Annotated in this window: 18 protein-coding genes and 1 pseudogene; 15 read left to right on the top strand and 4 right to left on the bottom strand. The window is 71.2% G+C overall.

Annotated elements, in window-relative coordinates:
• The first annotated feature begins 80 nt into the window (after positions 1-80).
• From GLX30_RS27750 to GLX30_RS27760, 3 genes and pseudogenes are all read left to right on the top strand, one after another.
• The gene (locus GLX30_RS27750) at positions 81-938 is read left to right on the top strand and encodes a S1 family peptidase (protein WP_159693394.1); all 858 of its coding nucleotides are present in this window, start codon (positions 81-83) and stop codon (positions 936-938) included.
• Positions 939-1,110: 172 nt separating this feature from the next.
• Entirely contained in the window at positions 1,111-2,013 is a 903-nt protein-coding gene (locus GLX30_RS27755) for a S1 family peptidase (protein ID WP_159693396.1), read from the top strand.
• A gap of 134 nt (positions 2,014-2,147) precedes the next feature.
• Positions 2,148-2,626 (top strand): annotated as a pseudogene (locus GLX30_RS27760) (hypothetical protein).
• A gap of 20 nt (positions 2,627-2,646) precedes the next feature.
• On the opposite strand, the gene GLX30_RS27765 reads toward GLX30_RS27760, so the two are convergent.
• Positions 2,647-3,555: a DUF4231 domain-containing protein gene (locus tag GLX30_RS27765; protein WP_159695288.1), complete on the bottom strand. Its 909-nt coding sequence runs from the start codon at positions 3,553-3,555 to the stop codon at positions 2,647-2,649.
• A 249-nt stretch (positions 3,556-3,804) separates the two neighbouring features.
• Between GLX30_RS27765 and fxsA the strand changes: the two genes are divergently transcribed.
• The 5 genes from fxsA (at position 3,805) to fxsT (ending at position 12,339) form a co-directional block, all read left to right on the top strand.
• On the top strand, positions 3,805-3,969 hold the full coding sequence (gene fxsA, locus GLX30_RS27770; protein ID WP_159693398.1) for an FxSxx-COOH cyclophane-containing RiPP peptide: 165 nt from the start codon (positions 3,805-3,807) through the stop codon (positions 3,967-3,969).
• Between the two features lie 40 nt (positions 3,970-4,009).
• Positions 4,010-6,199 carry a radical SAM/SPASM protein FxsB, inactivated metallohydrolase extension form gene (gene fxsB / locus GLX30_RS27775; protein WP_208545496.1) on the top strand — a complete coding sequence of 730 codons (2,190 nt, stop codon included), beginning with the start codon at positions 4,010-4,012 and terminating at the stop codon, positions 6,197-6,199.
• Entirely contained in the window at positions 6,192-6,965 is a 774-nt protein-coding gene (locus GLX30_RS27780; RefSeq protein ID WP_159693400.1) for an AAC(3) family N-acetyltransferase, read from the top strand. Before fxsB ends, GLX30_RS27780 begins: the two co-directional genes overlap by 8 nt.
• Before the next feature lie 348 nt (positions 6,966-7,313).
• Complete coding sequence (fsxC, locus tag GLX30_RS27785) at positions 7,314-8,414, top strand: FxsC protein (protein WP_347879789.1); 1,101 nt, start codon at positions 7,314-7,316, stop codon at positions 8,412-8,414.
• On the top strand, positions 8,398-12,339 hold the full coding sequence (gene fxsT / locus GLX30_RS27790) for an FxSxx-COOH system tetratricopeptide repeat protein (RefSeq protein WP_159693402.1): 3,942 nt from the start codon (positions 8,398-8,400) through the stop codon (positions 12,337-12,339). Before fsxC ends, fxsT begins: the two co-directional genes overlap by 17 nt.
• 72 nt (positions 12,340-12,411) lie before the next feature.
• On the opposite strand, the gene GLX30_RS27795 is transcribed toward fxsT, so the two are convergent.
• Entirely contained in the window at positions 12,412-13,278 is an 867-nt protein-coding gene (locus GLX30_RS27795; protein ID WP_244258298.1) for an alpha/beta fold hydrolase, read from the bottom strand.
• Positions 13,279-13,564: 286 nt separating this feature from the next.
• Here GLX30_RS27795 and GLX30_RS27800 point away from each other — a divergent pair, with 286 nt between their 5' ends.
• Positions 13,565-14,650, top strand: coding sequence for a S1 family peptidase (locus tag GLX30_RS27800; RefSeq protein WP_159693406.1), 1,086 nt, complete (start codon positions 13,565-13,567; stop codon positions 14,648-14,650).
• Positions 14,651-14,728: 78 nt separating this feature from the next.
• Here the strand turns inward: GLX30_RS27800 and GLX30_RS27805 are convergent, their stop codons facing one another.
• Positions 14,729-15,802, bottom strand: coding sequence for a DUF3533 domain-containing protein (locus GLX30_RS27805; RefSeq protein ID WP_159693408.1), 1,074 nt, complete (start codon positions 15,800-15,802; stop codon positions 14,729-14,731).
• A 95-nt stretch (positions 15,803-15,897) separates the two neighbouring features.
• On the opposite strand from GLX30_RS27805, the gene GLX30_RS27810 reads away from it, so the two are divergent.
• The 5 genes from GLX30_RS27810 to GLX30_RS27830 all read left to right on the top strand — a co-directional run bounded on the left by GLX30_RS27810 (position 15,898) and on the right by GLX30_RS27830 (position 23,821).
• Positions 15,898-16,494, top strand: coding sequence for a TetR/AcrR family transcriptional regulator (locus GLX30_RS27810; protein WP_159693410.1), 597 nt, complete (start codon positions 15,898-15,900; stop codon positions 16,492-16,494).
• An 89-nt stretch (positions 16,495-16,583) separates the two neighbouring features.
• On the top strand, positions 16,584-17,966 hold the full coding sequence (locus GLX30_RS27815; RefSeq protein ID WP_159693412.1) for an MFS transporter: 1,383 nt from the start codon (positions 16,584-16,586) through the stop codon (positions 17,964-17,966).
• 144 nt (positions 17,967-18,110) lie between these two features.
• Positions 18,111-21,722 carry a DNA polymerase III subunit alpha gene (dnaE, locus tag GLX30_RS27820; protein WP_244258299.1) on the top strand — a complete coding sequence of 1,204 codons (3,612 nt, stop codon included), beginning with the start codon at positions 18,111-18,113 and terminating at the stop codon, positions 21,720-21,722.
• Complete coding sequence (locus GLX30_RS27825; RefSeq protein ID WP_159693416.1) at positions 21,719-22,684, top strand: hypothetical protein; 966 nt, start codon at positions 21,719-21,721, stop codon at positions 22,682-22,684. Before dnaE ends, GLX30_RS27825 begins: the two co-directional genes overlap by 4 nt.
• Before the next feature lie 267 nt (positions 22,685-22,951).
• Complete coding sequence (locus tag GLX30_RS27830; protein WP_159693418.1) at positions 22,952-23,821, top strand: alpha/beta fold hydrolase; 870 nt, start codon at positions 22,952-22,954, stop codon at positions 23,819-23,821.
• 73 nt (positions 23,822-23,894) lie between these two features.
• On the opposite strand, the gene GLX30_RS27835 is transcribed toward GLX30_RS27830, so the two are convergent.
• Positions 23,895-24,944, bottom strand: a complete 1,050-nt coding sequence (locus GLX30_RS27835) for a lytic polysaccharide monooxygenase (RefSeq protein WP_159693420.1) — start codon at positions 24,942-24,944, stop codon at positions 23,895-23,897.
• A gap of 451 nt (positions 24,945-25,395) precedes the next feature.
• On the opposite strand from GLX30_RS27835, the gene GLX30_RS27840 reads away from it, so the two are divergent.
• A complete protein-coding gene (locus GLX30_RS27840; protein ID WP_159693422.1) occupies positions 25,396-25,947 on the top strand; it encodes an RICIN domain-containing protein in 552 nt (183 codons plus the stop codon).
• Positions 25,948-25,955: the final 8 nt, after the last annotated feature.

The raw sequence follows: 25,955 nt of genomic DNA on the forward strand, positions 1-25,955 counted from the left end.
CATGTCAGGAACACGCCATTCTGACCGGCGCCTCACGGGCCCGTCACCGCGGGCTCTTCCCCTCTTCCAGGAGGAGCACAGTGAGGATCAAGCGCACCAGAGCACTGCTCGCCGCAGGCGCGGCCCTGGCGGTCACCACCGCTGTCGCGCCGTCCACCGCCCAGGCGGCCCCCACGCCCGGCCCCGCCTCGGCTGCCCAACTCACCCGCGCCGACGCCGCCGTCCTCGCGGCGGGTGTGGAGGGCACCGCATGGTACGTCGACCGGGCGCTCGGCCGTGTCGTCGTCACCGCGGACTCCACCGTCTCCGACACCGAGATCGCCTCGATCCGCTCGGCCGCCGCCGCGGACGCCGGCGCGATCACGGTCGAGCGCACGCCCGGAGTGTTCAAGCCGCTCCTCGGGGCGGGTGACGCCATCTACGGCAGCGGCTACCGCTGCTCGTCGGGCTTCAACGTTCGCCGCGGCAGCACGTACTACTTCCTCACCGCCGGCCACTGCGGCGACGAGGTGCGGACGTGGTACACCAACTCGGCACAGTCCACGCTCATCGGCCCGACCGTCGGATCCAGCTTCCCGGGCAACGACTACGCCCTTGTCCGCTACGACAACACCTCGCTCAGCCACACCGGCGGCTTCACCGCCGCCGACGCCTACGTCGGCGAGTCCGTCAAGCGCTCCGGCTCCACCACCGGCACCCGCAGCGGCACCGTGACCGCCCTGGGCGTCACGGTCCACTACTCCGGCGGTGGCACGGTCCGCGGCATGATCCAGACGAATGTCTGCGCCGAGCCCGGCGACTCCGGCGGCGCGCTCTACGACGGCACCAAGGCCCTCGGTCTCACCTCCGGCGGCAGCGGCAACTGCAGCACCGGCGGTACGACGTTCTACCAGCCCGTGACAGAGGCCCTCGCCAAGTACCGGGTCAGCCTCTACTGACCCCCTGTGCCCCCGCCGCCCCGCGCGGCAGGGTGGCCGTACGGCCGAAAACGCACCCTTGCGGTGTGTGACCGTATGGCTTGAAACTCCCCACAGCGCCGGCCTCAGGCCGCGCCTCACGGGCCCTGCACCCCCACTGAGGGCCCCTGATTCCCCTCTGGAGGAACGACAAGTGAGGATCAAGCGCACCATCCCCCGCACCCCCACCACCGCCAGACGCACCCGGCTGCTCGCCGTGGCCACCGGCCTGACAGCCGCCGCGGCTATGGCTGTCCCCACCGCCAACGCCGAAGAGACACGGACCTACAGCGCGCACCAGCTCACCGCGGCGAGTGACGCGGTGCTCCAGGCCGACGTCCCCGGCACCGCCTGGCACGTCGACCGGACCACCGGCGCGCTCGTCGTCACGGCCGACAGCACCGTCTCCCGGGCCGAGATAGCGAAGATCAAGCGCGAGGCCGGCACCAACGCCGGCGCACTGCGCATCGAACGCACCCCCGGCACGTTCTCCAAGCTCATCTCCGGCGGCGACGCGGTCTACGCGTCCGGCTGGCGCTGCTCGCTGGGCTTCAACGTGCGCAGCGGCAGCACCTACTACTTCCTCACCGCCGGTCACTGCACCGACGGAGCGGGCACCTGGTACACCAACTCCTCCCGCACGACGAGCATCGGCCCGACGACCGGTTCCAGCTTCCCGGGCAACGACTACGGCATCGTCCGCTACTCGAACACGTCGCTGTCCCACCCCGGCACGGTCGGCGGCACGGACATCACCAGCGCGGCCAACGCCACCGTCGGTATGTCCGTCACCCGTCGCGGCTCCACCACCGGCACCCACAGCGGCACAGTGACGGGCCTCAACGCCACGGTCAACTACGGCGGCGGCGACATCGTCTACGGCATGATCCGCACGAACGTGTGCGCGGAACCGGGCGACAGCGGCGGCCCGCTCTACTCCGGCAGCCGGGCGATCGGCCTGACCTCCGGCGGCAGCGGCAACTGCAGCACCGGCGGTACGACGTTCTTCCAGCCGGTCACCGAGGCACTGAGCCGGTACGGGGTCAGCGTCTACTGACGAGTCGTCCCCGGCACGGCAGCGTGTGACCGTCGAGCCCTCGTCCGTATGACAGGACGAGGGCTCGACGTATGGTCCTGGTTTGAGAGGATGTCAGGACGGCGGGGAAGCGCAGTGACGGGGGTTGCGACGCAGTGAAACGCATCGGAGTGACGGGCCACCGTGGCATCCCGGCCGAGGCTCGTGCCCACATCCGCGCCGGGCTGCGGGCCGCGCTCTGCGGCCATCAGGGCTCGATGGAGGCGCTGTCGAGCCTCGCGGTGGGCGCCGATCAGCTCTTCGCGGACATCGCCCTGGACTGTGGCGCGGAACTGACCGCCGTCATCCCCAGCGGCGACTACGAACAAGGCTTCACGGACCCTGAGGAACTGGCCCACTACCGCCGGCTCAAGTCCCTGGCCACCCGGGAGGTCAGGCTGGCCTTCCCCTACTCGACCGACGAGGCCTACTACGCGGCCGGCGCCTACATCGCCGACCACTGCGACCGGCTCCTCGCGGTCTGGGACGGGCTGCCCGCCCGGGGCACGGCGGTACCGGCGACATCGTGCGGTACGCCCGGGACCTCGGCAAACCCGTGACCGTCATCTGGCGCGAGGGCCTCAAGAGGGACTGACACCCGTCCCCGTCGTACGGTCAACTGCGGTGTCTGACCAGCCAGTCCGTGTGCTGCGGCGAGACGATGCGCTCGGTCTCGTAGACCGCCGAAGGCCACTGGGCGTCGGTCACCGTCGTCTCCATGGCCGTGTGCATGGCCGCCAGGTCCTCCTCCACGAGCGAGTGGGCGGCGATCAGCGGCTGGTGGCGGCGGATCTCGCCCCACGCCAGACACGCGGCGGCGGCCGCGGACAGCACGCCTTGGGCGTGGAAGGAGTCCGCCACGGAAAAGGTGCGCAGTGTGGCGAAGAACAGCGCGAAGAGGGTGAGCAGGGCGATCGACGCCGACCAGAGCGCGGTCGCGCGACGGGACGTCTCCGCACGCCGGTGGTACCAGTTGCGCTGCTCGATCAGCCGGTCCCTGACGTAGGTCTCCTTGCGGACGCTGAAGGGTTTGGCCCGCAGCCGACGCATGGGAGCGGTGATCAGGCCGGCCGCCGCGGTCTCCCCGTCCGCCGCGCGCGGGTCCTCCCAGCCGACCTTGGTCAACTCCCGTAACCCTTCCTCCAGACGGGTGGAGAACAGATCATCGGCGCCGCGCTCGGAGACCTGCGGGTCGAAGGGCGCGCCGTGCACCGCGTACCGCCAGCACATCGACTTGATGAACTCCGCTGCGGAGCGGTTCAGTTGCCAGTGCGACTTTGCTCGACGCCGGGAGGACCGGTAGCCCAGCACCAGTACCCCGGCGTACGCCAACACGCTGAAAAGCGAGGCCACTTGGAAGGATCCGCCCACCTTCCACGAGGCGGGGAGCGAGGCCAGAGCCGCGCCGGCCACCAGCAGGAGCAGCTGTGACCGGGTGGCCGTGACGGCCTCCCGCTGGCGGGCGACGGCGATGGCGTCGGTGCGGTGGTAGAGGACCGGTAGATCGCCGTTGCGGAAGACCATGCTGTGCAATGGGCTGGAAATCTCGCTCATACACACCCCCGTCTGCGGTTTTGAGTTCACTCATTAGGCGGAATCGCTTGTTCCTTGCGGCGCTGCGAGAATGTGGTGCAACTCTTTTGTTGCTTATCCCCGTGCTGAGTTGCTGAGAGTGGCCATGAGAGTAAAGTCGTGCCGCCGGCATCGCAACGGTGCGTGGTGTCCCCGCAGACACAGCGTTGAGCTGAACACAACATCAAGGACGGCCCCCCAATGACCCTTCACTCCTCCGCATCCTTCGCCGCTGCGAAGAAGAATCGCGTTCCGTTGGCACAGATCGACGTCCGCGGCGCCGATGCCGTGCAGAAGCTCGCCCGTGTCCTTCCCGCCACCGAAGCACGCGGCCTGCGCGTCACCACGTTCAACTCGTCGCTCTGAGCGACTCCGCAGGGCTTCGGACCGGCCCTAGACTGGTGGAATGACAGGACCCACACTGGTCCCCTTCCAGCAGATCGTTGTGAAGGTCCACAGCAGGTGCGACCTTGCCTGCGATCATTGCTACATCTATGAACACGCTGATCAGAGCTGGCGTACCCGCCCGAAGGCAATCTCTGACGAAGCGATTTCCTGGACAGCTCTGCGACTGGCCGAGCATGCCAAGAGCCATGCCCTGCCCTCCGTGTCAGTGATCCTGCACGGAGGGGAGCCTCTGCTGGCAGGCCCCGAACGTCTGCGCCGCGTCTGCGAGGAGTTCACCGCAGCCCTTGAACCGGTCGCCGCACTGGATCTGAGGATCCACACCAACGGTATTCAGCTGAGCAGCCGTTTTCTCGACCTGTTCGACGAATTCGACGTCCGGGTCGGCATCTCCCTCGACGGGGACCGCAGAGCCAACGACCGCCACCGCCGATACGCGGACGGCCGCACCAGCCACCCGCTCGTCCTGCGGGCCGTGGACCTCCTCCGCCAGGAGCGCTACCGCCACCTCTACCTCGGCCTGCTGTGCACCATCGACGTCGCCAACGACCCGGTCGCCGTGTACGACGCCCTCGCCGAACTGGAACCTCCCCGCATCGACTTCCTGCTGCCCCACGCCACCTGGGACGACCCGCCCGCCAGGCCGGACGGATCACCCACTGCCTACGCCGAGTGGATCCTCGAGGTCTTCGACCGCTGGGACGCCCGTGGCAGGCCCGTGCCGGTGCGGCTCTTCGACTCGGTGTTCTCCACCCTGGCCGGCGGCCCCAGCCTCACCGAATCCCTGGGCCTCGCCCCCTCCGACCTCGTCGTCGTCGAGACCGACGGCACCCTGGAACAGGTCGACTCGCTGAAGAGCGCCTACGAGGGCGCGGCCGCCACCGGGTTCGACGTCTTCCGGCACCGCTTCGACGACGTGGCCCTGCACCCGGGCGTCCAGGCGCGCCAACTCGGCCTCGCGGGCGTGAGCCGGACGTGCCGTCAGTGCCCGGTCGTCCGCTCCTGCGGCGGCGGCCTCTACACACACCGCTACGCCACCGGCTCCGGCTTCGACAACACCTCCGTGTACTGCAACGACCTCAAGGCGCTCGTCCGCGGCATCGAGGAGCGCACGGCGCAGTCCACCGCGTCCCCGGCCGTGAGCGATCCCGAGGCGCTGCTCATCCTCCAGCAGGACCTGACCCGCTACACACTCGCCCGGCTCAACGAGGAGCTCGGCGGCCGCGGCGGCGAGCGGTGGTGGGCCGCCTGGGAGCTCGCGTCGGCCATCGAGGAGACATCGCTCGGCCTCGACGAGATCTACGCCCACCCCTTCACCCGCACCTGGTTGCACAGCTGCCTCGACGCCCTGCGCGAGCAGCGCCCCGACGCGGTCGAACTCGCCCTGCGACTGGAGTCCTACGTGGCTGCCGCGGCCGTACGGGGCCGGCTCGGAGTCCCCGTACGGGTGGGCTGCCCCACCGGCACGCTCGTCCTGCCCACGTTCGGCGAACTCCGGCTGACCGCGGACGGCGGGCCGTGCGAGGCGGAGGTCGCCGGCGGGCCCGACGAGATGCTCGTCAGCGTGCCGGGGCGCGAGGCGTTACGCGTACGTCCCACCGAGGCCGCGCCCGGCTGGCGGCCCCTGCGGCGGCCCGGACTCGAAGGATGGCCGGGGCTCGTGCTGGACGACGTCGACCCCTTCCGGGACTGCTTCGACGAGCCGGTGCGTGCCGCGGGCGACACGGAAGCGCTCTCCCGGGCATGGGCCCTGCTGCGGGACGCCGCGCCGGAGCAGGCGGCCGAGATCGCGTCCTCCCTCACCACGCTGACACCCCTGCGGAGCGGCGTTCCTTCGGTCGGGCGACACGCCTACGGCGCGCTGGGCCTCGGCCTGGAGGGACCGCCCGCAGAACTGGCGGCCGCACTGCTGCGGGGCTTCTCCCGGGCCAAACTGCGCGCGATCGGGGAGGTCGCCGACCTCCTGGCCGAGGACGGCGCCTGGCTGCACCCCGCCCCCTGGCAGGACGAGCCGGTGCCCGCGTCACAGTTGCTGGCCGGAGCGTACGAGCGCGTCCTGCTCGCGCCCCTCGAGCCGGCAGCCGCGGCCCACGCCGTCCTCGCCCTCAAGGCTCTGCGCGACGCACCGGAACCGACCGTCAGCGGCAAGCGGCTCATCGCCGCCCTGCACAAGGAGGCAGCCCGTGACTGACCCGTCAGGCGACCGCGAACCGTTACGGGCCCTGCGCGCCCTGGGCGTGCGCAGCGGCATGACGCTCCTCGTCCACGCCTCCCTGCACGCCACCGGGCTCGGTGCCCGCCGGCTGCGGGACGCGCTGCTCGAGGCCCTCGGGCCCGAGGGGACCCTGGTCGTCCCGGCCTTCACGGCGGAGAACTCGGACACCTCGTCCGCGTATCTGGCCCGGGTACGCGGCATGACACCCGAGCAGGCGGCGGCCTTCCGGGCGGACATGCCGGCCTTCGACCCGGCCACCACACCCACTCAGGGGATGGGCCGGCTGGCCGAATCCGTACGGACCGCCCCCGGCGCACAGCGCAGCGCCCATCCGCAGACGTCTTTCGCGGCGCTCGGCCGGCGCGCCGCGGAACTCCTCGCCGAGCACCCGCTGGACTGCCATCTCGGAGAGCGCTCACCGCTCGGCGCGCTCCATCGCGCCGGAGCGCACGTATTGATGATCAATGTGGGCTTCGCCAAATGCACCGCGTTCCATCTCGCCGAATACCGCGTCGGATCCCAGCTGCGCACCTACCGTTGTGTGGTGCGGCTGCCGGACGGCGGCTCCGAATGGACCGAATACACCGATGTCGTGCTGGACGACAGCGATTTCGAGGCGATCGGTGCCGCGTTCTCATGGGGAGTGGAACGAAGCGGACAACTCGGCGGAAGAACCGCAAGGCTCTTCTCGATCAGGGACGCGGTCGACCACGCGAGGGGTTGGATGACCGAAAAGCGGTGATGATTGACCGAACGGCGGGGGGATGGAGCGTGACTCGCTCCGGAATGATTACTCCGCTCGCGTCCTTCATCGAAAGCGGGTGTCGGGCCGGGCGTTCACGCAGGACGGGGGTCGTGTGTCGGATTCAGCGCAGCGGACGGCGGACCATCGGCCGTACTTCTTCTTGAGCTACGCGCACACACCGCGGTACGGGGCCGGAGGGCCTGACCCCGACATGTGGGTCGAGCGGCTGTTCCGCGACCTGTGCGGACATGTGATGGCCATGACCGATCTGCCGGCCGGCGCACCCGCCGGCTTCATGGACCGGGAGATACGCTCGGGGAGGGCTGGTCGGAGCGGCTGGGCGAAGTGCTGGCCAGCTGCCGGGTGTTCGTCCCGCTCTTCTCCCCCCGATACTTCGCCAGCGAGATGTGCGGCAAGGAGTGGTACGCCTTCGCCCAGCGGGCCATCTACCACCACGCGAAGAGCAACCGCCCCGCGGAGGCGATCGTCCCCGCGTTATGGGTACCGATGCCCCCCGAACAACTCCCGGGCCCGGCGGAGCGGTTGCAGTTCAACCACCGCGCCTTCGGCGACCGGTACGTGACCGACGGCCTCTACGGACTGATCAAGCTCCGGATCTTCGCGGAGGAGTACGAGGCGGCCGTCTACGAGCTGGCGAAACGGATCGTCAGCGTCGCCGACACCATACGGCTCGCTCCCGGCAGCCCCGTCGAGTTCCGCCAGGCGCCCAGCGCGTTCGGCAGACCCAGCCTCGGCCCGCGGCCCATGCACGTCACCGTCGCGGCCCCCACCAGCCACGACCTGCCCCCCGGACGGTCGGCCGACTACTACGGCAAGCAGTCACAGGACTGGAACCCTTACCACCCGGACTCCGCCCGCCCGTTGGCGTACGTCGCGCAGGACCTGGTGCGCTCCCTCAACTACCAGCCGACCGTCTCCTCCTTCGACCACGAGCCGCTGCCCGCGGCAGGCCAGCCGCCGACCCGTCCCGAGATCCTGCTCATCGACCGCTGGGCCCTCGAGAACGACGAACGGTGCCGCAAACTCGCCGCCTTCGACGCCCATCCGCACCCCTGGGTGAGCGTCGTCGTCCCCTGGAACCGCGACGACCCGGACAGCCGCGACGCGGAGGCCGAACTGATCGAGAAACTGGAGCGCACCATGCCGCACCAGATGAGCCACGGCCGCGCGGCCTGCCAGGCGGCGGCCAAGGGCGTCTACAGCATGGAGGCCTTCGGGCACCTGCTGCCCCAGGTCGCGGAGGCGGCCGCCCAGGAGTACCTGCGCCACGCCGAGGCGTTCCCGCCGGCCCCGCCGGGCGGCGGCAGCCACAGCGAACGGCCACGGCTGCGCGGCCCGATGGCCGATTACAGCACCACCCACTACGTCCCGAACATGCGTGACATCGCCCCTGATGCGGAGGACACGGATGACAGCCAGTCGTGACGGGCGCATCGTCACCTTCTACTCGTACAAGGGAGGCACAGGACGCACGATGGCCATGGCCAACGTGGCCTGGATCCTCGCCGCGAACGGTAAGCGGGTGCTGGCCGTCGACTGGGACCTGGAAGCACCCGGCCTGCACCGCTTCTTCCACCCGTTCCTGGACCCCTCCACGCTCGGCGCCACCACCGGTGTCATCGACCTGATCACCGAGTACGCCTGGGCCGCGACCAATCCCGAGCCGCGCCGCGTGGACTGGCACCTGGACTACGCACGCATACAGCCGCACGCCGTCTCCCTCACCCCTGAGAGCCTCGGCTGGGAGTTCCCCGAGGGCGGCACGCTCGACTTCGTCTCGGCTGGCAAGCAGAACCGCGAGTACTCCGCAACCGTGTCCACCTTCGACTGGGACAATTTCTACGACCGGCTCGGCGGCGGGCACTTCTTCGACGCGCTGCGCGACGACATGAAGGCCAACTACGACTACGTCCTCATCGACAGCCGCACCGGCCTCAGCGACATCGCCGACATCTGCACGGTCCACCTGCCCGACGTCCTCGTCGACTGCTTCACCCTCAGCGACCAGTCCATCGACGGCGCCGCCGCGGTCGCCCGGCAGATCGACGAGAGGTACGGCGGCCGGGGCATCCGGATCTTCCCCGTTCCCATGCGCATCGACGAGGGGGAGAAGGAGAAGGCGGACGCCGGACGGGCCCTCGCGCGCCTCAAGTTCGACCGCTTCCCCACCGGCATGACCGGCGAGGAGGCCACCGCCTACTGGGGCGCGGTGGAGATCCCCTACCGGCCCTACTACGCCTACGAGGAGACGCTCGCGACCTTCGGCGACGAGGCCGGGCTCACCAGCTCGCTGCTCTCCGCCTTCGAACGCCTCACCGCCGTCGTCACCGACCAGCAGGTCACCGCCATGCCGCCGGTCAACGAGGACGTCCGGCTGCGCATCAGGGACGCCTTCACCCGCCGGCGTCCCGCGCTGCCCGCCGACCTGTTCCTCAGCTACGTCGCCGAGAACCGCATGTGGGCCGACTGGGTCGAGTACGTGCTCAGCAGAGCCGGCTTCCGGGTCGTGCCGCGCGACGTGTCCGCGGAACACGATCCCGTGGAGGTCGACGCGGCCGCCGCGGAGAACGCCGCCCGTACGGTCGTGCTGCTGTCCAGCGCCTACCTCAAGTCGGCCCGGGCCGTGGAGGTCTTCCAGCGCGCGGCGGCGGAGGACCCCAGCGGCGGCCGGCGCCACCTGCTCCCGATACGCGTCGGCGACGTCCGCCTCACCACCCCCTACATCGACCGCAACCCCGTCGACCTGTTCCGGCTCGACGAGGTGCACGCCACCGGCGCCCTCCTGCGCGCGCTCGACCGTCCGGTGCAGCTTCCCGAGCCGTCGTCGCCCGGACCGCGGTTCCCCGGAACGGTGCCGAAGATCTGGAACGCGCCGCCCCGCAACCCCGGATTCACCGGCCGCTCCGTCGTACTGGAACGGATGCGCGACCAGCTCGGCGGCGGCATGGCCGTGGCCGCGGTCCTGCCGCAGCCCCAGACGCTCTACGGCCTCGGCGGCGTCGGCAAGACCCAGGTGGCCCTCGAGTACGTCCACCGCTTCATGGCCGACTACGACCTGGTCTGGTGGATCTCCTCCGAGCAGCCCGACGACGTCGTCGCCGGACTCGCCGAACTCGCCGTCCGGCTCGGCGCGCAGGGCGGCGAGGACATGGCCGCCGCCTCGCAGGAGGCCATCGACCTGCTGCGGCGCGGGGTGCCGTCGTCACGGTGGCTGCTGGTCTTCGACAACGCCGACGACCCCGAGCAGCTCAAGCGCTTCTTCCCCGCCGGCGGCCCCGGCCACGTCCTGGTCACCTCCAGGAACCAGACCTGGTCGCAGTACGGCGACGCACTGCCCGTCGACGTCTTCCTGCGCGAGGAGTCCATCGAGCACATACAGCGGCGCGCCCGGGGACTGAGCGCCGAGGACGCCGACCAGGTCGCCACGGCCGTGGGCGACCTGCCCCTCGCCGTCGAGCAGGCGGCGGCCTGGATAGCGGAGACGGCCACACCGGTCTCCTCCTACCTGGAACAACTGCGCGAGCAGGCCGCCAGCGTGCTGGCGCTCAACCAGCCCGCCGGATACCCGGAGCCGGTCGCCGCGACCTGGAACGTGTCCATCGAGCGGCTGAAGGAGCGCTCTCCGGCGGCCGTCCGGCTGCTCCAGCTGTGCGCCTTCTTCGCACCGGAGCCGATCTCCGCGAACCTGCTCTACAGCAAGGAGATGATCGACGCGCTCAAGCCGTACGACGCCTCCCTCCAGGAGAAGCTGGTGCTGGGGCGGGTCATCCGGGAGATCGGCCGGTTCGCCCTCGCCAAGGTCGACCAGGTCTCCAACTCGATCCAGGTGCACCGCCTGGTGCAGGCCGTCATCAGGGCGCAGCTGAGCGAGGAGGAGCAGATGGACGCGCGCCACGCCGTCCACCGCATCCTCGCCGGCGCCAGGCCCGACGACGACGAGCCGATCGACAACCCCGAGACCTGGCCGCGGTTCAACACCATCTGGCCGCACCTCGGCCCGTCGGAGGCCAGGTACTGCAAGGAGCCGGAGACCCGCCGGCTGTTGATCGACCGGGTGCGTTACCTCTGGAAGCGCGGCGACTGGAAGACCGCCTACACCCTTGCCGGCGATCTGCGCGAGGCGTGGAAGGACATGCTCGGCAACGACGACCTCCAGTACCTGTACCTGCGCTTCCACCTCTCCAACATCCTGCGCTCGCAGGGCCGTTACGTGGAGGCGAAGGAACTCGACGAGGTGACCCTGGAGCGGCAGCGCGCGGTGCTCGGCGCCTCCCATCCGCACACGTACATGACCACCAGCGGTCTGGCGATGGACCTCGGCACGCTCGGCGAGTACGGCAGGGCGATGGAGCTGGCGACCGAGGCCCACGAAGGGTTCAGCCAGATCTTCCACGAGTCCCATCCACGTACACTCGCCGCCGCCAACAACCTGGCGCTGAACCTGCGGATGGTCGGGCAGTACGCGCGGGCCCGCGAGATCGACCAGGAGGTCTTCGACCGGCGCACGGAGGTGCTCGGCCCGGAACACCCGTACACGCTCTCCTCGGCGATGAACCTCGCCCGCGACCTCAGGGAGGTCGGGCGGTACGAGGACTCCGTGTCCGTGCTCAGCCGCACCTACGAGGTGTACAAGGAGCAGCTCGGCCGGGCGTTCCCCGGCACGCTGGCCGCGGGCAAGAGCCTCGCGGTGTCGCTGCGCAGGGCCGGCCGGCTGGAGGACGCGCGGCGGCTGACGACCGCGACCCGCAACCGCTATCGCGCCAAGTACACCTCCGCCAACCCCGACTCGCTGGCCTGCGACCTGAACCTGGCGGCGGACCTGTTCGCCGCCGGCGAGCCCGTCGCCGCACGGGACCTGGCCCAGGAGGTCGTCGACCAGTACCGGCAGGTCCCCGGCGAGCGGCACCCGTACACCCTGGCGGCGATCAACAACCTCGGGATCTACGAGTGGGGCTGCGGAACACCGGAGACCGCTGAGCGGCTGCTGCAGGACGTGGTCGCGGCCATGCGCGAGGTGCTGGGTGAGGACCATCCGCACGCCCTCTACAGCACGATCAACCTCGCCAACGCCCTTGCGGACCTGGGCCTCTGCGACGAGGCACTGGCGATCGAGCGGCGGACCGTGGACCGGCTGCGCGAGGTGCTGGGAGCCCGCCACCCCGAGGTGCTCGGCATCGCCTCCAACATGTCCGTCACGCTCGGACTGCTGGGACGCAAGGACGAGGCGGCCCAGCTGCGCGTGGAGACGGTCGAGGAGCTGCAGCGGCTGCTGGGCGACGAGCACGCGCTCACCCGCATCGCCAAGGACGAACGCCGCGTCTATCGCGACCTGGAGCCGCTGGCGGTGTGACGGCGGTGTGACGGTGCGGGCCGCCGCGCTCCGCGGGCGTGGCGGCCCACCCCCGTCGGTCGGCGGGCGCGGTCAGTCGTCCAGCAGCCAGGTGAGGATGCGGGGCAGCGCGTGCAGGGCGTCGAAGTGCGCGGCGGCCGGTTCCAGGACGGCCGTCGCGCCCGGGATGCGCTGGGCGAGCCAGCGGGAGTGGCCCACCGGGGAGAAGACGTCCTTCTCCCCGTGCCACAGCATCACCGGGCTCTTGATGTCCGCAGGGTCGAATCCCCACGGGCTGCAGAACGCGAGCGCGTCGTCGATCCATCCGTACGCGGAAGTCCGCAGCGCCTCCTGGTAGTTGCGCAGCAGCATGGACCTGACGCCGGCGTCGGAGACCACCATCCGGTCGGAGTCGGTGAGCTCCCTGCGCAGGTCGTTCAGCAGCCTGACCGGGTCCTGCCTGATCTCGGCGGACCGCAGCGTGAACCGCTCCACGAGTCCCGCGGGGTCGTCGGAGGCGCTGGTGTACTCGGTGACGTTGGACGCGGCCATGCCCTCGAACCAGTCCAGGCCGTCCGCGTCCCTCGGCGCGAGGGTCACCAGCGCCGCGGCACGGGTCACCCGGTCCGGCATCAGCGCCGCACACGCCAGAGCGTGCGGCGCGCCCCCGGACCGGCCCACGACGGCGAAGCGCTCCAGGCCGAAGTCGTCCGCGATCGCCCGCACGTCCTGCGCCACATCGGCGACGCTGCGGCCCGCGAGCCGGTCCGAGCCGCCGTAGCCGGGACGGTCGTAGGCGATCAGCTGTGTGCCGCGCTGATAGAGCACCATGCCGCGCGGCGCGGGGCCGAGCCTGCTGCCCGGCGTACCGTGCAGCAGGAAGACCGGTCTGCCGCGCGGATCGCCGAGACGCTCCACCATCAGATGCCGCCCGTCCGCCGCGCGCACCCGACGTCGCACCCGAACGCCCCCTTCGCCGTACATGCCCCGTGCCGTCCATGCCCGTTGCGGACACCATGAGCTTCCCCGTCCGGCCGGTGATTACCCATCAGGCGGCCGACTGCCGGGGGCATTCACGTCGTGCTCCCGGATTCTGTGGAGAGGCTGTGAACGCAACAGTGTTGTCGTGTGCCCGTCCCGTAGTCGACCTTGTGTGCGACTGCGACGCCTCGGAATAGTGGGCGACTCATCCTCCGCGTCCGGGCACCCCACTTGCTCACGGCGCGGCCCCCACAGGAGGTAGAAGTTGAAGCACCGACGCATACCCAAGAGAAAAGCGGCAGTTGCGGGCGGCGCGGTCGTCGCCATCGTTGCCGCGGGCGTCACCTTCCAGAGCGCGAACGCCAGTGACCACACCCCGCAGTTCGACGTGAAGGCGCTCACGGCGCCTGCGGCCGGGGACCTCGCCGCCACGCTGAGGGCGGACCTGGGTGCCGAAGAGGCAGGCGCGTACTACGACGCCAAGGCCAAGGCGCTCATCGTGAACGTGCTCAGCGAGGACGCGGCGCAGACGGTGCGCGAGGCCGGCGGCAAGGCCAGGGTGGTCGAGAACACCCTCGTCGAGCTGAAGGGCGCCCGGCAGACCCTCACGGACAAGGCGACCATCCCCGGCACCTCGTGGGCGACCGACCCGGTCACCAACAAGGTCGTCGTCACCGCGGACCGCACGGTCGAGGGTGCCGACTGGGCCAAGCTTCAGGAGGTCGTCAAGGGCCTCGGCGCCAAGGCGGAGCTCAAGAAGACCGCCGGCGAGTTCAGGCCCTTCATCGCCGGCGGCGACGCCATCCACTCGGGCGGCGGGCGCTGCTCGCTCGGCTTCAACGTGGTCAAGGGTGGCGAGCCGCACTTCATCACCGCCGGGCACTGCGGGCAGTCCGGGAGCGAGTGGTCCGACTCGGCGGGCGGCCCGGCCGTCGGCACGATGGTCGACTCGCAGTTCCCCGGCAACGACTTCGCGCTGGTGAAGTACAACGGCGCCACGGAGCACCCGAGCGAGGTGAACCTCTACGACGGCGGGTCCCAGGCCATCACCCAGGCGGGCGAGGCGACCGTCGGCATGCAGGTGACGCGCAGCGGCTCCACCACGCAGGTCCACGACGGTGAGGTGACCGGCCTCGACGCCACCGTGAACTACGGCAACGGCGACATCGTCGAGGGACTCATCCAGACGAACGTCTGCGCGGAACCGGGCGACAGCGGCGGCTCCCTCTTCTCGGGTGACGCGGCGATCGGCCTCACGTCGGGCGGCAGCGGTGACTGCAGCTCGGGCGGCGAGACGTTCTTCCAGCCGGTGACGGAGGCGTTGTCGGTCCTGGGCGCGGAAATCGGCTGACGTCCTTCCTCTGCCCGGCCCACGGCCCCGCCGCTGCCACGGACAACGTGGCAGCGGCGGGGCCGTGGTTCCGGGGAGTCAGGCCCGCCTCGCGCCGGCCGCCCGCGTCGGCTCCTCCGGGCGCCGTGCCCGCATCACCGCGCACGCCAGCGTGACCGCCGAGCCCGCCACCGCCCACGCGGCGAGCACGAGCATCGGTCCGTCCGCCCCGTTCCCTCTGAAGTACGCGATGGAGCGCGCCGCGTACGTGCCCGCTCCCGGGGGCAGTGCCGGGCCGATCGCGTGCCAGAACGGGGGAAGCAGCGGGTACGGGTAGGCCCCGCCCGCGCTCGGGTTGCCGAGGACGACCACGAGCAGGATCGCCAGGCCGATGCCGACGATCCCCGCCAGTCCCTGCAGCGCCAGCGTGAGCGCTCCGACGGCGAAGACGAGCAGCGTGCCGAGGCCCCACAGCGCCCACAGGCTGCCGGGGAGCGCGTCGAGGACCGGGCCGGCGATCACCGCGCCGAGCAGTCCCGCGGCGATCGAGTACAGCAGCAGCGCGCCGAGCCGGATGACGGCGCGGGCCCCGTTGGTCGGCCGGGCGCCCGCGCTGATGGCCAGGATCGCCGCGCACAGGTAGCCGCCCACGCACCAGCCGACCACCAGGTAGAACGAGGAGAGGCCGCGCGCGTCGCCCGCGGCGCCGGGCACGACGTCCACGACCAGGACCTTGCGCCGCTGCGACTGCTCCGCCTTCCCGACGACCGTGGCGAGCGCCTCGGAGAGCGCTCCCCCCGCGCCGCCGGCGACCAGCAGCCGGTCGGTGGTGCCACGTGGGTCGATGACGAGTGCCCCGTCGATCTTTCGCTCCAGGATCTGCCGCCGCGCGGCCGCCTCGTCGCCGACGGTGCGTGGTTCCAGGGGGTCACCCGGCAGCCGGGCGAGCCGGTACAGGGCCTCGTCGGCGATCTGCGTGTCGGGCGAGGTGATCGCCAGCGCGATCACGCGCGGCTTCGGATGGTGGAAGGCGCCGATGTACGAGGTGATGAATCCGAGCTGGAGCGCCAGCACTCCGATGACCAGGATCGCGGCCCGTACGGTGACCGCGTCCTTGACCTCGTCGAGGAACCCCTTGCGCGGCTCGCCGTCCGTCTGTGCCGTCTGTGCCATGGCCCAACGCTCGACGGCGCCCGCCGGGCGCGCAGGCGGTGACGTCCGAATGGCTGAGGTAGACAGTGTCTACCCACGTGCGGTAGACAGTGTCTATGACGTCTGCGACGCAACACGACGAAAGTCTCCGCGTCAGACTGGTGGCGGCAGGGATGGAGCTGGTGGCCACCAGGGGCGTGGAAGCGCTCTCCCTGCGGGAGATCGCCCGCAGCGCGGGGGTCTCGCACGGCGCCCCGCGGCGCTACTTCCCCACCCACCTGTCCCTGCTGTCCGCGATCGCCCGGGAGGGCTTCGCCGACCTGGCGCGCAGGGCCACCGAGGTCGTCGACGGAGTCCAGAAGGACCCCCGCGCCCGGGTCGCCGCACTGTGCCGCCTCTATCTGGACTTCGCCCGGACCGACGGCGGCATGTTCGAGCTGATGTTCCGCCACGACCTGCTCAAGAGTGGTCATCTCGGTCTGCGGGAAACCAGCCTGCCGCTCTTCGGCAGGTTCGTGGACGCGGTGGCGCAGGTGCGACCGCGTCCCGGGGACGCCCCGCCGCAGGTCGTCGCGACCGCGCTGTGGGCCAATCTCCACGGCATCGCCCAGCTGTGGGGCTGGGGCAGCCTCCAGCTCGCGACGGGCACCGACGACGTGGAGCCACTGCTGCGCACCGTGCTGGACGCCCACCTCGGGCCGGACCCCCGGTGAGTACGGCCCCGAGCCCCGACCGGGCGGGACTGAGCGCCGGCCAGGGCACGGCCCCGAGCGCGGGGCGGAGTGCGGTCCATCGGCGGATCATGCTCGCCGGCAGTGTCGTCGGCGCCTCGGTCGTCGCCCTGGACGGCACCGTGCTGACCATCGTGCAGCCCGTCATGCAGCGGGATCTGCACGCGTCGTTCGAACAGGTCCAGTGGACCGGCACCGGCTATCTGATCGCGGTGGCGAGCCTGCTCGTCCTCGCCGGGCGCATCGGCGACCGGTACGGCCACCGGCAGGTCTTCGCCGTCGGTATGCTGGGCTTCGGCGCCGCGTCCGCCGGGATCGGCCTGGCGCCGGACATCGGCTGGGTGATCGCACTGCGTATCGCGCAGGGAGTCTTCGGTGCGCTGCTGCAACCGGCCACCCTCGGCATGCTGCGGGCCGCCTTTCCTCCCGACCGGCTGGGAATGCCCATCGCGCTGCGCACCAGCGCGATCGGGGCGGCGGCCGCCGCCGGGCCGGTCGTCGGCGGGGCGCTGGCCGCCGAGCTGGGGTGGCGGTCCGTCTTCCTGCTCAACGTCGCGCCTGCGCTGGTGATCGGGCTGCTCGTCCTCGCCGTGCGGGCCCCGGAGCCCGCCCCGGCGGCCAAGACGGGACTCGACCCGGTCGGAGCCTGCCTGCTCGCGGTGACCCTGGTCTGTCTGGTGCACACGCTCGTCGACATGCCGGACACCGGCCGGGCGGGCGTGACCGTGGCGGGATGCGGCGCGGCGGTCGTCGCCGGTGGCGCGTTCGTACGGCACGTACGGCGCGGCCGGAACCCGCTGGTGCCGCCGGAGATGCTCGGGTCGGCAGTGGTCGCCTCGGCGCTCGGGGTGCTGGTCTGCGCGTCGGCGGTGCTGTCCGGGGCCCTGTTCGCCGGTGTCTACTTCCTTCAGGGCGTCCTCGGGCTCGACCCCTTCCGGAGTGCTCTGCAGGCGCTGCCAGGGGCGGTGGCGGTGGTCGTGGGGGCGCCGGTGTGTGCGCTGGCGCTGCGCCGGTACGGTCCGCGCCGGACGACCGCGGTGGCGATGTCTCTCCTCCTCCTCGGCGTTCTCGTGCTCTCCCGCCTCGACCGGGCGGCGGGCGCGGTGCCGGTAGGCGGCGGGTTCTTCCTGGTGGGCGCCGGTTTCGGTGCCGCGATGGTCGCCGCGACGGCGGTCGTCGTGCGGGGCGCGCCGGCGGAGCACGCCGGGGTCGCGGGCGGGCTCCAGCAGACCGCCATGAACATCGGCCCGGCGCTGGGGGTGGCCGTGGCGACCGCGCTGATGACGCTCGCCGCACCCGGCGAGGGACCGGCCGGGCCCATGGTGATGTCCGTCTCCGCGACGGGTCCGGCGCTGACCGCTCTCGCGGCCGTGGCGGCGGCCGGTGCGCTCCTGGCGGCGGCGCTGCCGGGCCCTGCCGGTGCGGTCCCGCCGCGACCGCGCACCACTCCGTAGCCCCGCGCGGCCCCCATTGCCGCCGAGCGCGGGACGGAAAACGCGGGGCTGCGGGAAGGCTCCGAGAATGTGTCGTACGCATGTTCGAAACTGGTCTATGGTGGGAGGTGGGGGAGGTGAGAACGATTGATTCAGGAGGTGCGGATGCCTTACTTCACGCATCTGCACACCGTTTCCGGGTTCTCTGTGCGGTACGGGGCCTCCCACCCGGAGCGGCTGGCCGGCCGCGCCGCCGAGCGCGGCATGGACGCCCTCGCGCTGACCGACCGCGACACCCTGGCGGGCGCGGTCCGTTTCGTCACCGCCTGCGCCAAGGAAGGTGTACGGCCGCTGTTCGGGGTGGACCTCGCCGTGGGGGAGCGGGCGCGGCAGGAGGGGCCCGCCGAGCGGCGCCGCACCCCGGTGCGCGGCGGAGCGTTCGTCGACGAATCCTCGCCCCGCACCGTCTTCCTGGCCCGCGACCGCCGCGGCTGGGCCGACCTGTGCCGGATGATCACCGCCGCCCACGCCACCGACCAGCGCAGCCCCCTGCTGCCCTGGGACGACAACCACGGCGACGGGCTGACCGTGCTGCTCGGCCCGTCGTCCGAGGTGGGCAGGGCGCTGGCCGACGGCCGGCCCGACCGCGCGGCCAAGCTGCTCGGCCCCTGGCGGGAGCGGTACGGCGACCGGCTGCGCCTGGAGGTCGTGCACCACGGCGGGGGCGGTACCGGCCCCGGCTCGCTGCGCCATGCCGCCCGTACCCTCGGCCTCGCCGCCGAGCAGGGCGTACGACCCGTGCTGACCAACGCCGTCCGCTACGCCGACCCCGGCCAGGGCCCGGTCGCCGACGTCCTCGACGCCGCCCGCCGCCTGGTGCCGGTCGACCCGCGCAAGGGCCTCGACAGCGGTGAACGCTGGCTGAAGGACCCGGCGGCGATGGCCGCCCTCGCCGCCCGGGTCGCGGAGGCCGCCGGTTTCCGGCGTGAGCTCGCGCACCGGCTGCTCGCCGTGACGGAGGAGACGGCCGCCGAATGCATGGTCGACCCCGAGGACGATCTCGGGATCGGTAGCGTCCACTTCCCGGAGCCGGCCCTCGTCGGTGCCGAGTACCGCACCGCGCAGCGGGTGCTGGCCTCCCGGGCCGCCGCCGGAATGGTGCTGTGCGGCTACGACGGGCGGCGCGAGTACTGGGAGCGGATGCACCACGAGCTGGACATCATCGCCCATCACGGCTTCGCCTCCTACTTCCTGACGGTCGCTCAGGTCGTGGACGACGTGAAGGGCATGGGTATCCGGGTCGCGGCGCGCGGGTCCGGGGCCGGTTCCCTGGTCAACCACCTCCTCGGCATCGCGCACGCCGACCCGGTCGAGCACGGGCTGCTGATGGAGCGCTTCCTGTCCAAGCGGCGGCGTGTCCTGCCCGACATCGACATCGACGTGGAGTCCGCCCGCAGGCTCGAGGTCTACCGGGAGATCATCGGCCGCTTCGGCGAGGAGCGGGTCGCGACCGTCGCCATGCCGGAGACCTACCGGGTCCGGCACGCGATCCGGGACGTGGGCGCCGCCCTGTCCATGGACCCGGCGGAGATCGACAAGCTCGCCAAGTCCTTCCCGCACATCCGGGCACGCGACGCCCGCGCGGCCCTGGCCGAACTGCCGGAACTGCGGGAGGTGGCAAAGGAGTCGAAGCGGCGGGAACGGATGTGGGAGCTGGTCGAGGCGCTGGACGCGCTGCCCCGCGGGGTCGCCATGCACCCGTGCGGCGTGCTGCTCTCCGACGCCTCGCTGCTCACCCGCACGCCGGTGATGCCGACCAGCGGCGAAGGCTTCCCCATGTCCCAGTTCGACAAGGACGACGTGGAGGAGCTCGGGCTGCTCAAGCTCGACGTCCTCGGGGTGCGGATGCAGTCGGCGATGGCGCACGCGGTCGCCGAGGTGCACAGGGCCACCGGCGAGGAGGTCGACGTCGACGCCGTGCCGCCGGGCGACCCGGCCACCTACCGGCTCATCAAGTCGACCGAGACGCTGGGCTGTTTCCAGATCGAGTCGCCCGGTCAGCGCGACCTGGTGGGACGGCTTCAGCCGGAGACCTTCGGCGACCTGGTCGTCGACATCTCGCTGTTCCGTCCGGGGCCGGTCGCGGCCGACATGGTGCGGCCGTTCATCGAGGCCAGGCACGGCCGGGCGCCCGCACGCTATCCGCATCCCGACCTGGAAGGGCCGCTGCGGGAGACGTACGGAGTGGTCGTCTTCCATGAGCAGATCATCGAGATCCTGGACATCATGACCGGCTGCGGCCGGGACGAGGCCGACCGGGTGCGGCGCGGTCTCTCCGACCCCGAGTCGCAGGGGAAGATCAAGGCCTGGTTCGCGCAGAACGCCGGGGCGAAGGGCTACACGCCCGAGGTGATCGGCCGCACCTGGGAGATCATCGAGGCCTTCGGGTCGTACGGCTTCTGCAAGGCGCACGCGGTCGCGTTCGCCGTTCCCACGTACCAGTCGGCCTGGCTCAAGGCGCACCACCCGGCGGCCTTCTACGCCGGGCTGCTCACCCACGACCCCGGGATGTATCCGAAACGGCTGCTGCTGGCGGATGCGCGGCGGCGCGGGGTGCCGGTGCTGCCGCTGGATGTGAACCGGTCTGCGGTCGCTCACCGAATCGAACTGGTGTCTGATGACGTGTCGTCCCGGGCAGGTGCCGGGACCGGTCCTGGCACCGGTCGCGGCGCCCGGCTCGGCCCCGGTCCTGGCGCTGTCGCCGGTTCCCGTCCTGGACCCGGTCCTGGTCCCGGTGCTCTCGTCGGCTCCCGTCCTGGACCCGGTCCTGGTCCCGGTGCTCTCGTCGGCTCCCGTCCTGGACAGGGCCGTTGGGGGCTGCGGCTCGCGCTCTCCGACGTCCATGGCATCAGCGAGGCGGAGGCGGCGCGCATCGAGGCGGGACAGCCGTACTCATCGCTGCTGGACTTCTGGCAGCGGGCCTGCCCCTCGCGGCCGGTCGCCGAGCGGCTGGCCCAGGTCGGCGCGCTCGACGCCTTCGGCGCCAACCGCCGCGATCTGCTGCTGCACCTCGCCGAACTGCACCGCACCCAGCGCGGCGCCGCGTCCTACGGCAGCCAGCTCCCGCTGACGCAGGGGCAGAAGACCGCACCGGTCGGGCTGCCCGACCTGGGGGACGCGGAACGCCTCAGTGCCGAGCTGGGTGTGCTCGGCATGGACGCCTCCCGCCACCTGATGGCCGATCACCAGGCCTTCCTGGCTGAGCTCGGCGTGCTCTCCGCGCAGCGGCTGCGTGATGCCCCACACGGGCGGACGGTGCTCGTCGCGGGCGCCAAGGCGGCCACCCAGACACCGCCGATCCGCTCCGGCAAGCGGGTCATCTTCACCACGCTCGACGACGGCACCGGCCTGGTGGACCTCGCCTTCTTCGACGACAGCCACGCCGCCTGCGCCCACACCGTCTTCCATTCCTGGCTGCTGCTGGTGCGTGGTGTGGTGCAGCGGCGCGGACCGCGCAGCCTCAGCGTGGTCGGCTCGGCCGCCTGGAACCTGGCGGAGCTGGTGGAACTGCGGCGTACCGGCGGCCTCGACGCGGTCGCCGCCCGGCTGGCCGCCCCGGCGCCGGAGCCGGACGGCGAGGCCGGGCCCGACAACGGCCGCCGGATCCAGCTGCCGACGGGCTACGAGCTCAACCCCTGGGCGGATCTCAAGCCCGCCGGTGAAGCAGCCGCAGGCGGAAGGAAGTTGTGGCATCAGAGCCCCGGGAGTGCCGGATGATCCTCTACGTGCGTTTCCTGCTGTCGCCCATGTACGAGGCGGCGCTTCCCGCGCTGCTCGCCGTGGCGGAGGACATCAGCCCCGTCGTCCAGGCGCTGCCGCCGGACGCCGCGCTCGTCGACGTCCGGGGCGCGGAGCGGTACTTCGGGCGGGACGCGGCGCAGCTCGCCTCCCTGCTGCGGGTGCGGGCGCTCGCGCACTGCGGCGTGGACTGCGTCATCGGCGCCGGCCCCGTACCCATGATCGCCAGGATGGCCGCGCGCGAGGCGGTGCCTGGTACGACCCTGGTGGTGACGGAGGAGGAGACCGCGGCCTTCCTGGCCGACAAGCCGGTCGCCGCACTCGACGGGGTGGGGCCGGTGACCGCCCGCACCCTGTGCGCGTACGGTCTCGACTCCGCCGGCCGTGTCGCCGGCGCGCCGCTCGCCGTGATCCAGCGGATCCTGGGCGCGCGGGCCGGGCGCGAGGTATGGGAACGGGCCCGCGGCATCGACCGTACGGCGGTCGTCCCGAACGCCCTTTCGCGCTCGATGGCCGCCGAACGGACCTTCGGCCTGGACGAGTTGGACCAGGTCGAGCACCGGAGGGCGCTGCTCTCGCTCACGGAGGAGCTGGGGTCGCGGATGCGGGGCGAACGTCAGGTCTGCAGGTCCCTGACGCTCACGGTGCGCTATGCCGACCGGTCCACGACCACCCGTACCCGCACCCTGCGGGAGCCGACCGCCCACTCGGCGGCGCTCGCCGACGCCGCGTACGCGCTGCATCAGGCGCTCGGACTTCAGCGGGCCAGGGTGCGGGGGCTGTCGCTGCGTGCCGAAGACCTGACGGCGGCCGAACGGGCCGCGCGGCAGCTGACGTTCGACCCTGCCGACGAGCGGGCGCGCCGGATCGAGGAGGTCGCCGACCGGGCCCGCGCGAAGTTCGGTCCCGGGGCGGTCGTGCCGGGGTCACTGGCGGCGTAGGGCGCCGGGCGGCCCTTGCGGGAGCGCCGCCTGCCGATGAATCCGGCGCTGACCGAGCGCCGTCCGTGTGTGCACCCGCCTGCCGAGCGCGGCCTTGCCGGAGTATCCGTCCACCGTCACGGAGCCGGTACATAGCAGATCCGCTCCGTAAGAAGGGGCAGTCTTTACCGACGCGTAACTTCCCAGTTCCGGTTACCCGCCCGTAAGTTGACGTGAGCACAGCAATCCAGCCATCGCAACTCCCTTGAGCCGCAAGGAGACAGATCGATGCTGCCTTGGAAACGTGCGCTCAGACCACTGTCAGCCCTCATGCTCGCAGTGGCCGTCGCCCTCACCCCGGCCGCCACCGCCACCGCGGAATCCACCACTGCCGCCCCCAGCAGTGGCTGGAACGACTACAACTGCAAGCCCTCCGCCGCCCATCCCCGTCCCGTCGTCCTCGTCCACGGCACCCTCGGGAACTCCGTCGACAACTGGCTCGTCCTCGCCCCGTATCTGGTGAAGCGCGGCTACTGCGTCTTCTCCCTCGACTACGGGCAACTCCCCCATGTGCCCTTCTTCCACGGCCTCGGGCCCATCGACAGGTCGGCGGAGCAACTCGACGCCTATGTCGACAAGGTGCTCGCCGCCACCGGCGCGCCCAAGGCCGACATCGTCGGCCACTCCCAGGGCGGCATGATGCCGCGCTACTACCTCAAGTTCCTGGGTGGGGCCGCCAAGGTGAACGCCCTCGTCGGCATCGCCCCCAGCAACCACGGCACCAACCTGAACGGCTTCACCAAGCTGCTGCCGTACTTCCCCGGCGCGGCGGACCTGCTCGGCCGGCACACCCCGGCCCTCGCCGACCAGGTCACCGGATCCGCCTTCCTCACCAAGCTCAACGCGGACGGCGACACCGTGCCCGGCGTGCGCTACACGGTCATCGCCACCCGTTACGACGAGGTGGTCACGCCTTGGCGGTCGCAGTACCTCAGCGGGCCGAACGTCCGCAACGTACTGCTCCAGGACCTCTGTCCACTCGATCTGTCGGAGCACGTCGCGATCGGCGTGTTCGACCTGATCGCCTACCACGAGGTGGCCAACGCGCTCGACCCGGCGCACGCGAGACCCACCACCTGCGCGTCCGTCTTCGGCTGACCCGGCGCACGTGAAAGGGCAGGCGCCCGTGCCCGGGATCCCGGGCACGGGCGCCTGCCTCGCCGTGTCGTACTCAGCGGCTGTGACGTCCGCCCGGCGTCACGGTCCTGCGTCGGCCCAGCCCGAACAGCGCCGCCGCACCGACCGCGAGCGTCGCCGCACCGCCGATCGCCATGTAGGTGGTGCTGCTGTCGCCACCTGTGGCGGCGAGCTTCTCGTCCGACGTCTCCGGGGCGGCGGGGGCGGCTGCGGGCTCGTCGGCGCCCTTCGCCTCCGGGGCGTTCTCCGCCGGCTGCTCCGCGGGCTTCCCCGCCTCTGTTCCCGTGTCCGTGTCCGCGCCTGTGCCTGTGCCTGCGCCCTTGTCCGCCGGCTCGCCGTGGCCGTCACCGCCGTGACCGCCGTGGTCGACCGTGGACTTGTCCGCACCCTTCTCGATGTCCTGCTCGGAGGGCGCACTCGCGGCGGGGGCCGCGGCACTTCCACCGCTGTCCTTGCCGAAGACCACGTCGGAGCAGGTGTAGAACGCCTCGGGGGAGTCCGAGCGCTGCCAGATCGAATACACCAGGTGCCGGCCCGACTTGTTCGGCACGATGCCGTTGAAGACGTACGCGCCGTTCTGCAGCTCCGGGTTCGTGACCTTCGCGAACGGCTTCTCCTCCAGGTCCGACCACGCGAGCGGCTTCGTGGGGTCGTAGCCGTCCTTCGTCAGATACAGCTCGAACGTGCCCTTGTGCGGCGCGGTCGCCTTGTAGCGGAAGGTGTGGTTGCCGGAGGCGAGCGGCGAGGACGGCCAGTCGGCGCGCGGCAGGTCGAGGCCCTTGTACTTGTCGCGGCCCGCGCTGCACAGCTTGCCGTCCGGTATCAACTGCTTGTGATTCCCCGCCGCATCGGCGATGTTGACCTCGTTCCAGTCGTACAGCGGTTGCGTCCCGCCCGCCGCGACCAGCGCCTTGCACGCCGCCGAGTCCGGGTTCTCCGGCCCCTCCGCGAAACAGGCGGAGATCCGGCTGACCGGGTCCGTCATCGATCCGTGGGCGGACGCCGGCGCCGTGGCGAGACCGGCGAGGGCGAGCGGCGCGAAGCCGAGCGCGGCGACCGTGGTGACCCTGCGGCGAGCGGTCATGGGGACGTTCTCCTTAAGGCGGCTATGGGGGGGACACCGGGGCCGGTTCGAGCCGGAGGCGCGGCCCCCCGCGGACTACGGCACCGACTGCTCGAACCGGCCCCGGTGATCTGCAAGTTAGCCGCTCGGCACGTCGAAATCGCCTGTTGGCGGGGGGTGAGGGCCATCCTTATGACGCCTTTAAGGTGAGGCTAAGAGGGGGCTCAGGAAGCGAGGCATCCACGCTTGTCTGACCACCGAGGACGGGTACTTCACGTCCGTGGTCGTCCGTCGGGAGCTGCCTGGTGTCGCCGGGAGTGGCTCCCCATGTGGCTCCCCGCGTGGCCTCTACATGCCCGGTAATGGCCCGATGCGGGCGTTGTTACTCAGGCTTCTGGCGTGAGGTTGACGAAGCCTTCTAAAGCTGCAAACGCCGCACTTGGGGGGAGTCCGACATCCTAGGATGACGGCCATGCTGCCGCGGAACCGTCAGGTGAGTGCCGAGATAGGTCTTCCGTTCCTGAAGATCGGAACGAACGATGTGGGCGCGTTCTTCAAGCGTCGTGAGCGTCAGCCGAGTGGGCCCTTCCTGCTCATATCGGTCAGCAGCGGGTTGGCGCTCGACACGTGTTTGCGCAACTCCGATGGCAGCCAGCCGCATCTCTGGGGGCCGCACGGTCAGCCCCATCAGTTGTGGTACCTGGAGGCGTCCGGCCATGGCAGGCAGGTGCACATCATCTCCGCAAGCAACAACTTGCTGCTCGATGGACATGCGGCAGCGTCGCTTGATCATCTCCGCATGCGGGGGCGGAGTGACGACGACGCTGCTTGGCAACGGTGGCATGTCATACCCGCCCCTGGGCTTCGGGCGCACCGCATCATCAACGCAGGGACGGGCCTCGCGCTGGACACCCCTCGCGAAGCTGAGGCCAGGACGATGCCCGTGTTCTGGGAGCCGCATGACGGGGATAACCAGCAGTGGCTGCTGGCCATGCCGTTCGTCATACCGGCAGAGGGCTCCTGAAACTGCAG

It is taken from the genome of Streptomyces sp. Tu 2975, assembly GCF_009832925.1.
Lineage (GTDB): Bacteria > Actinomycetota > Actinomycetes > Streptomycetales > Streptomycetaceae > Streptomyces.